A 7,865-nucleotide genomic window follows, 5' to 3' on the forward strand; every position below is an offset into this window, starting at 1 on the left:
CTGCCGTGGTGGCAGGCCCGGCTCGTCCGGTACTGCCGAATGCCTCTTGCCTGCCGTCAGTTCCCGGCGATGGCGTCGGCGAGGTCGATCACGCCCTGTGCCGTCTTGGCGTGGGCGAGGTCGATGTGCTGCCCCTCGAAGGTGACCGCCGCGCTGCCGCCCGCCTCCGCCTCGTGGAAAGCGGCGATCATCCTGCGGTAGTGGTCCACCGTCTCGGGCGCGGGCGTGAAAACCTCGTTCGCCAGGGCCACGTGCGACGGGTGGATGAGGACGATGCCCCGGTAGCCGAGGCGGCGGTTGTCCTCGGCGAACCGCCGGAAACCGTCGAGGTCGGCGATGTCCTGCCAGACGCCGCCCACGGGGTGGTGCAGACCGGCGGCCCGGGCGGCGAGGATGATGCGGCTGCGCAGGTAGAGCGTCTCCAGGCCCTCCGGGGTGAACTCGAAGCCGAGCTCACGGCCGACATCGGCATTGGGGCCGGTCGCGCCGAGCAGGCTCACGACCCGCGGGCTGGCCGCCGCGATCTCCTCGCAGTGGGCCATCGAGACCGCGGTCTCGAAGCTGACGAGCAGACCGATCGAGCCGCGCTCGAGTCCCTCCCGTTCCTCGATGTGCGAGACCACCGCGTCGATGCGCACGATCTCCTCGGCGGTGAACACCTTGGGCAGGAACAGCCCGGCCAGACCGGCCGTCACGACCTGCTCCACATCGGCGCCGAACAGACCGCTGTCGACGCTGTTGGGGCGGACCCAGACGTCGGCGCGGACATCCTGGGCACGCAGCCGCCCGATCGTGTCGCGGACCGTCTTGCGGGCGTCGCTCTTGTCCGTGGCCGGCACCGAGTCCTCGAGGTCGAGGATCACGGCATCGGTACCCGCGGCGATCGCCTTCTCGGCCCACGTGGGCTTGTGGCCCGGCACGAACAGCATGGAACGGTACGGCTTCATCAGAAAATCTCCTCTACTCACCTGAACGAAAGACGGATCAGAAGCTCGGCTTGCGCCGCTCGCGGTGCGACGCGAGTCCCTCGCGCACCTCGGGTCCGCCGAAGCCGTAGAACTCCAGGGCGAGCGAGGCGTCGAAGATGGAACCGGCGACCTGCCGGTACCAGTTGTTCAGCGACTGCTTGGTCCAGCGGATCGCCGACGGGGCGCCCAGAGCCAGCTCGCGGGCGACCTCACGGGCGGTGGGCAGCAGCTCGCCCTCGTCCACGCACAGCGAGACCAGCCCGATCCGCTCCGCTTCCTCACCGGTCAGCGGACGGCACGTCATCAGGTAGTACTTGGCCTTCGCCATGCCGCACAGCAGTGGCCAGCAGATCGCCGCGTGGTCGCCGGCGGCGACGCCGAGCCGCGTGTGACCGTCGATGATCTTCGCGGTCCTGCTCACCACGGACACGTCGGCGAGCACACCGGCCACCAGTCCGGCTCCGACGGCGGGACCGTGCATCGCCGAGACGGTCGGCTTCGAGCAGTCGATGACGTTGTAGACCAGGTCCCGTGCCTCACGCATCGTGCGGGTACGGGTGTCGAAGTCGTTCGTCAGCTTCTCGACCAGGTCGAAGGACCCGCCGGCCGAGAATCCCTTGCCCTCGCCCCGCAGCAGCACCGCCTTCACCTCCGGGTCCGCGTCGAACTCACGCCAGATCTCGGCGAGGTCCGCGTGGGCGGCCTCGCTCACGGCGTTCAGCTTGGGAGCGTCGAGCACGAGCTCGATCACTCCGGCCTCGTCGGGCCCGTCCACGCGGAGGTTGGAGAAGCGTGCGTAGCGGCTCATGGTTGTTCCTTCCGATCGTGTGGTCCGGCATCCGGGCCGCGCCGGCCCCGGCTCTCATGCGCGGGACGCACGATCACGCTCCCGCCGCATGAGTTCCCGTCCGATGATGAGCTTCTGGATCTCGCTGGTGCCCTCGTAGAGCCGCAGCAGGCGCGCGTCCCGGTAGATGCGCTCCACCGCGACCTCCCGCATGTAGCCGCTGCCCCCGTGGACCTGGACGGCGAGGTCGGCGACCCGGCCGGCCGACTCGGTGCAGAACAGCTTGGCCGCGGAGGGCCCGAGCCTTCGGTCGGAGCCGTCGAGGTAGTGCCGCGCGGCGTCCCGGGCGAGTGCCTTGCTCGCCATGACGAGCGACTGCTGTTCGGCCAGCATGGCCTGGACCAGCTGCTGTTCCCCGGTCGGCACGCCGCCCTGCCGGTTCTGGGCGGAGTAGGCCACCGACTCGTCCAGGGCGCGCTCCGCCAGCCCCGTGGCCAGTGCCGAGATGTGCACCCGGCCGCGGGCGAGGACGGTCATGGCGGCCCGGAAGCCCGTCTCCACCTCGCCGCTGATCAGCGCCTCGTGGCCGACGTGGACCTGATCGAAGTAGACATCGGCGGTGGTGGCCCCTTCCTGGCCCATCTTGCGGTCCTTGGCGGCGACGGTCAGCCCCTTGCTGCCTGCCGGGACCAGGAACACCGCGATCTTGTTCTCGGCGTCGGTCCCCCGCACCTTGGCGAAGGTGACGAAGAGGTCGGCGAGCGGGGCGTTGGTGATGAACCTCTTCTGGCCGCTGATGGTCCATCCGTCGGCCGACCACGTGGCGGTGGTGCGCATGCCGGACGGGTCGGACCCCGCCTCCGGTTCGGTCAGGGCGAAGGAGGCGATGCACTCGCCCGCGGCCATCGGCTCCAGCCACCGCTTCTTCTGCTCGTCGGTGCCGAAGCCGGCGAGCACCTGGCCGGCGATGCCGTTGTTGGTCCCGAACAGCGAGCGGAAGGCCAGGGCCGTGTAGCCGAACTCGAAGGCCAGCTCGACGTCCTGGGTGATGACAAGCCCCAGCCCGCCGAACTCCTGCGGCAGCGCGTAGCCGAACAGGCCCATCGCCGCGGCCTTCTGGCGCAGGTCGTCCGGGATCGCGTCACCGTCCGCGATCTCACGTTCCCGGGGGACGACCTCCTCCCGGATGAACTCCCGTACCTGGGCATGGATCTGAGCGAAGTCGTCCGCACTGACCGTCTCTTCAACGGGTGTGGGCATTTTCCTTCCTTTCTGTGTTCGGGGCGGAGATGGGAACCGAGTCCGAGGCCGGCTGCGGGGCCTGTGCGCGTGCCCGGCCGAGAAACAGCCCCTCCGGGTCGTACGCACGCAGTTCCCCGACGTCGGCGGCCGTGACCGGGCGGAGCTCCTCGAGGTGCGGGCTGACGGACAGGTCCCAGCCGCACTGGTCGCGGACGTGGGCGATCCGTTCGGCCAGTGGCTCCGGTCCGGGCGCGATGTGCGTGAGGACGAGTTCCCCGTCCTGCATCGTCAGCGTGCCGAGGTCCGTCACGACGGCTCGCACCCGCCGGCCGGGGCTGGTGACGTAACCGCACTTGTCGATGAAACGGCGACGGCCCATCGTGCCGACGACCAGCACCTCGTCTGCGTTGGTGATGACGTCGTTGCCGCCGCCGGATCCGACCAGGTAGGGGCCGCCTTCGATCTTGGTCGTGTTGATGTTGCCGTGCCGGTCGATCTGGGCGGCGCCCACGCAGGCGATGGACCGGAAGAACGCGCCGTTGACCAGGTTCCCCAACACCTGCTCCGTATCGAGCAGCATGGACGAGGACGGGAAGTTGGAGAAGCTGAAGATGAACGGGTCGCCGGGGGTGGGGGTGTAGTCCCACAGCCCCAACTCTGCCGCGAGCGCCACCCGGTGGCCGGCCGCCTTGGCCTGTCCGACCCCGACCCAGGCGGCGAGGTTCGCCAGCCCCGCCCCCGCGAGCACGGTGTCCGCCGAGGTCTCGGCGATCCGCCGGTTCACGAGGTCGGCGAGCCACACGGCGGCCCGTTCGGCCGCGGTCGGCGGGCCGACGCGCTCGGCCCCGGCGGGCGGTGTCGGCGGCCCCTCCGCCCCCCGGACCAGTCCTTGGAGCCGTGCCGTGCCCAGCTTCGCCAGGTAGCTCTCGTGGTCGGCCGGTTCCAGGACCCACTCGCGCAGCCAGTCCTCGAAGTCCGGTCCCCTGCTGGCCTCGCGGGCGGCGACCCAGAAGGGGACGTCCTCCACATAGCCCCGTACGGGCAGCCGTGCTCCGGATGGTCCGGGGAAGACGCCACCGGGGTGCGCGCCGAACGGCGCCTCGACAATGCCCAGGACCCGATGGGCAGGAATGCGCACCAGGGACGACCAGGGCCGCAGGTCGTCCACGACCTTCTCGACCGTGGCGATCACTCCGCGCCGCGAGGCGAGTGCTCCCACCACACCTTCGAACATGGGTGGAGCGATCGCCAGGTTGCCCTGCCGGTCGGCCACCGCGGCGTGCACCAGTGTCACGTCCGGCACCAGCGGCGCGACCAGGCCGACCCGCCCGAAGGCGGTGTCGACCTCCTGGTAGGCCTCGTTCTCGGTCATCGACGAGTCGCGCACCGAGCCGGTCACGACCGCGGGGACGCCGGTGGCCGCGGCCCGCAGCCGCTGGATGAAGGTCAGGAAGGACCAGTTCTCGACCTCCACCGCTCCCGTGGCGTACGCCTCCTGGAACACCGGGTTGGGGGTGAAGACCGGGAAGGAGTCGCCGGAGTACACCGTGACCACCTTCTTCAGGCAGCCCGCACGGAAGAGCACGGCCCCCAGCGAGGACAGACTCGCCATGATCAGCGTGAAGTCGGCGGGCTTCTCCCAGTACTGACGGGCGAGTTCCCGCACCAGAGCGCTCCAGCGGCTGTGCCCCATCATGACGTGCACGGCGTCACCTGGGTGTACGTACCGGGAGATCGCTTCGTCCAGCCGGCAGAAGTCGACTGCCTGCGGCGCGGGTTCGGCGCCGGCGGGCGTCGCAGTGGTCGCCATGTCGAAACTCCCTCTTGCTCAGTCGCGAAGTTTAAATAAAATATATTTACCCATCGCCAGGGGCAATGAGACGCAGGTCACGCAAGCACTTGCCGCGACGCTCGGACCGGTCGACACGATCCGGCATCAACCGGGCCCAACCCTTGACAGCCCGCGGGAAAAATATTTTACATTCTTCATCAGCTGGCGACCGTCACAATGAAGCGAGGTCACCGATGCAGCACAAGCCGCTCAACGGCATCCGGATCCTGGAGCTTGGGGGATACATCTCGGCACCCTACGCCAGCTCGCTGATGTGCGCGCTGGGCGCCGAGGTGGTGAAGGTCGAGAGGCCTGGCACCGGCGAGGACTTCCGGCGCCACAAGAACGACCGCAGCCCGTACTTCATCCAGTACAACGCCGGGAAGCGCAGCCTCGCGGTGGACCTCAAGAAGCCCGAGGGCGTGGCGCTCGTGAAGGCCCTGGTCCCCCGCTTCGACGTGGTGCTGGAGAACCTGCGCGCGGGCAAGCTCGCCTCTCTGGGACTGGGCCAGACGGAATGCGCGGCACTCCGACCCGATCTGGTGTACGCGTCCGTCACCGGCTTCGGGAACGGCGGCCCGTTCGCCCAGCGTCCCGCCTACGACACCATGGGCCAGTCGGTCGGCGGGCTGTACTCCCTTCTCGGCGACGCCGGTACCCCCCAGCTGACCGGCACCATCCTCGCGGACCTGGTCACCGGCCTGTCCACCGCCACCGGTGTGCTCGCGGCGCTGATCGGCCGCGCCTCCTCCGGAGCCGGGCAGCACGTGGAGACCTCGATCATGGAGGCGGTCAGCACCATCACCGCCGACGCCGTCAGCCAGTACTTCGACGACGGGCACCAGGACCCCACCCGGCAGAGCCGTCACCCGCAGGCGCAGAATTTCTGCCTCAAGTCCGCCACCGGGGAGGACTTCGCGATACACCTGTCGTCGCAGCAGAAGTTCTGGCACTGCCTGGTCGAAGCGCTCGACCGGCGTGATCTGGCGGACGACCCCCGGTTCGCCACGTACCCGGACCGTGAACGCAACTACTTCGAGCTGGTCGAGATCGTGGAGGCGGAGTTCCTCACCAGGCCGGCGCGCGAGTGGGAGAAGCGGCTGACCGAGGCGGACGTCCCCTTCGCTCCGGTGCTCACCGTCTCCGGGTACATCAACCACCCGCAGACCGAATGGCTCGAGCTCGTCGAGCCGGAGCACAACGGCGTCTCCCTGCTCCGGCCGCCGTGGCGGTTCGGGGGTTCCCGTCCCGAGCGCGAAGGCGTCGCACCGCGGGTCGGCCAGCACACACGCGAGATAGCCGGCGAGGTGTACGACGACTCGCGCATCGACGAGCTGGTCGCCGCCGGGGTCCTGTTCACCGACTCCTGAACGAGTCACCCATCGGCGTCCGATCGCGAGGCTCAGCCCCGCAGGGGCTCGCTCAGAACGTACTGGGCGGATCAGAAACGCGCTGCCCGGTTTCCGGCTTCGCACCCGTCTCCGTGGCTGTCGTCGACTCGGACCTGGCGTCCGTAGCGGCTTCGTCGAGGTCGCACCGCGCACTGCGAGCTTCGTGACCCATTCGATCCAGCGCGGTCGCATCGGCAGTGGCGGCGGCCGGGCTCAGGAACAAACCCCGGCGGCCATCGGGCCGCCGGGGTTGCCGTGATCGCCTACCGTACGGGCGTTGACTCCGGTTCGTGGATGTCGGGCGAGAACGTCGCCCACGGCTCGTCAGCTCTGGAAGTCGGTCGAGACGGAAAGGTCGCGCCACTTCTCGGCGTTGACGCGTAGCGTTTCGGCCCGATTGGTTACGATCTCGTACGCGTCAGGCCCTGCGGCAAAACGCACCGGCGGCTCATCGGCCGCGGCCAGAGCGACAACCGCCTTGCCGAACTTCACCGGATCACCGGTCTGGTTGTGGTTCGCCGCGTCATAGCCGGCCTTTTGCGCGGCCGAGTAGTCAGCGTAATCCGACACCTCCACGTCGCCGTAGGAGGCCGAGCTCGGATCGAGGAAGTCCGTACGGAAGAATCCCGGCTCGACGAGGGTGACCTTGATGCCGAACTGGGCGACTTCCAGGCCGAGGGTCTCCGCCCAGCCCTCGAGCGCGAATTTGGTCGCCGTGTAGGCGGACGCGCCTTCGAAGCCCATCAGTCCGGCGATGGACGACACCGTGAAGACATGGCCCGACCGCTGCTCTCGCATCACCGGCAGAACCGCCCGCGTCACAGCCATCGTCCCGAATACGTTCGTCGCGAATTGCCGCTCCATCGCGGTCGCGGAAATCTCCTCGAATGCACCGAGCTGACCATATCCGGCGTTGTTGACGAGAATGTCGATGCGGCCGAAACGCTCCACGGCCTGGTCGACGCCGGCCTGGACCGCGGCATGATCGGTGACGTCCAGCTCCAACGTGAACAGGCGATCACCGAATCCGGACAGCGCCGCACTGACCTGCTCCGGCTTGCGGGCTGCGGCAACCACACGGTCTCCGGACTCAAGTGCTGCCCGAGCAACCTCAAGACCAAGTCCGCGACTGGCGCCTGTAATGAACCATGCTTTCATCTGACTTTCTCCCATTGATTTCTTACACAGAAGCCGCTCAGCAGCACCTTGCCCCGCCTCTTCGGATACCGGCGTGCGTCACAGGATCAGGTCACCGCCGCCGAAGTCCACCGCCGCGGGCACTGTGAGGCGTGCAAAGATCGGCATCTTGCTACGTTCCTGCATGTCACATGCATGCTAGAGCCCTCTCACATCAATGTAAGAGGGCTCTAGCATGGAGTCAAACGAGGGAGATGAAGAGTGATGCGAGACTCCGCCCCGGGTGCCCGCCCCTATCACCACGGCGATCTGCGTGCGGCACTGGTGCAGGAGGCGATGAGCCTGCTGGCGGCGGACGGCCTCGCCGGGTTCTCGGTCGCCAAGCTCGCGCGCCGCCTGGGAGTCAGCTCGGCATCTCCGTACCGTCACTTCCCGGACCGGGAGAGCCTGCTCGCCGCGGTCGCCGCACGGATCGCCGACGAGCTCGCGGAGCGCATCCAGAATGCGGC

The 7,865-nt window shown here is 68.6% G+C and carries 7 protein-coding genes; 2 read left to right on the forward strand and 5 right to left on the reverse strand.

The window, feature by feature from the left end; all coding sequences use genetic code 11:
- Nucleotides 1–56: 56 nt before the first annotated feature.
- Genes ABEB03_RS43765 through ABEB03_RS43780 form a run of 4 tightly spaced genes read right to left on the reverse strand, consistent with a single transcriptional unit; the run spans nucleotide 57 to nucleotide 4,807 of the window.
- Nucleotides 57–947 (reverse strand): HpcH/HpaI aldolase/citrate lyase family protein, encoded by an 891-nt coding sequence (locus ABEB03_RS43765; protein ID WP_345658688.1) that lies wholly within the window; start codon nucleotides 945–947, stop codon nucleotides 57–59.
- Nucleotides 948–984: 37 nt separating this feature from the next.
- The gene (locus tag ABEB03_RS43770) at nucleotides 985–1,776 is read right to left on the reverse strand and encodes an enoyl-CoA hydratase/isomerase family protein (RefSeq protein WP_345658689.1); all 792 of its coding nucleotides are present in this window, start codon (nucleotides 1,774–1,776) and stop codon (nucleotides 985–987) included.
- A 54-nt stretch (nucleotides 1,777–1,830) separates the two neighbouring features.
- Entirely contained in the window at nucleotides 1,831–3,015 is a 1,185-nt protein-coding gene (locus ABEB03_RS43775; RefSeq protein ID WP_345658690.1) for an acyl-CoA dehydrogenase family protein, read from the reverse strand.
- Nucleotides 2,999–4,807, reverse strand: coding sequence for a CoA-transferase (locus ABEB03_RS43780; RefSeq protein ID WP_345658691.1), 1,809 nt, complete (start codon nucleotides 4,805–4,807; stop codon nucleotides 2,999–3,001). Before ABEB03_RS43780 ends, ABEB03_RS43775 begins: the two co-directional genes overlap by 17 nt.
- Before the next feature lie 215 nt (nucleotides 4,808–5,022).
- Between ABEB03_RS43780 and ABEB03_RS43785 the strand changes: the two genes are divergently transcribed.
- Nucleotides 5,023–6,198 (forward strand): CaiB/BaiF CoA transferase family protein, encoded by a 1,176-nt coding sequence (locus ABEB03_RS43785; protein WP_345658692.1) that lies wholly within the window; start codon nucleotides 5,023–5,025, stop codon nucleotides 6,196–6,198.
- A gap of 345 nt (nucleotides 6,199–6,543) precedes the next feature.
- Here the strand turns inward: ABEB03_RS43785 and ABEB03_RS43790 are convergent, their stop codons facing one another.
- Nucleotides 6,544–7,392 (reverse strand): oxidoreductase, encoded by an 849-nt coding sequence (locus tag ABEB03_RS43790; RefSeq protein WP_345658693.1) that lies wholly within the window; start codon nucleotides 7,390–7,392, stop codon nucleotides 6,544–6,546.
- Between the two features lie 228 nt (nucleotides 7,393–7,620).
- Here ABEB03_RS43790 and ABEB03_RS43795 point away from each other — a divergent pair.
- Nucleotides 7,621–7,865: TetR/AcrR family transcriptional regulator (locus ABEB03_RS43795; RefSeq protein WP_345658694.1), on the forward strand; the 245-nt coding region annotated here is incomplete at its 3' end.

This window comes from Streptomyces siamensis, assembly GCF_039543605.1.
Taxonomy (GTDB): Bacteria; Actinomycetota; Actinomycetes; order Streptomycetales; family Streptomycetaceae; genus Streptomyces; species Streptomyces siamensis.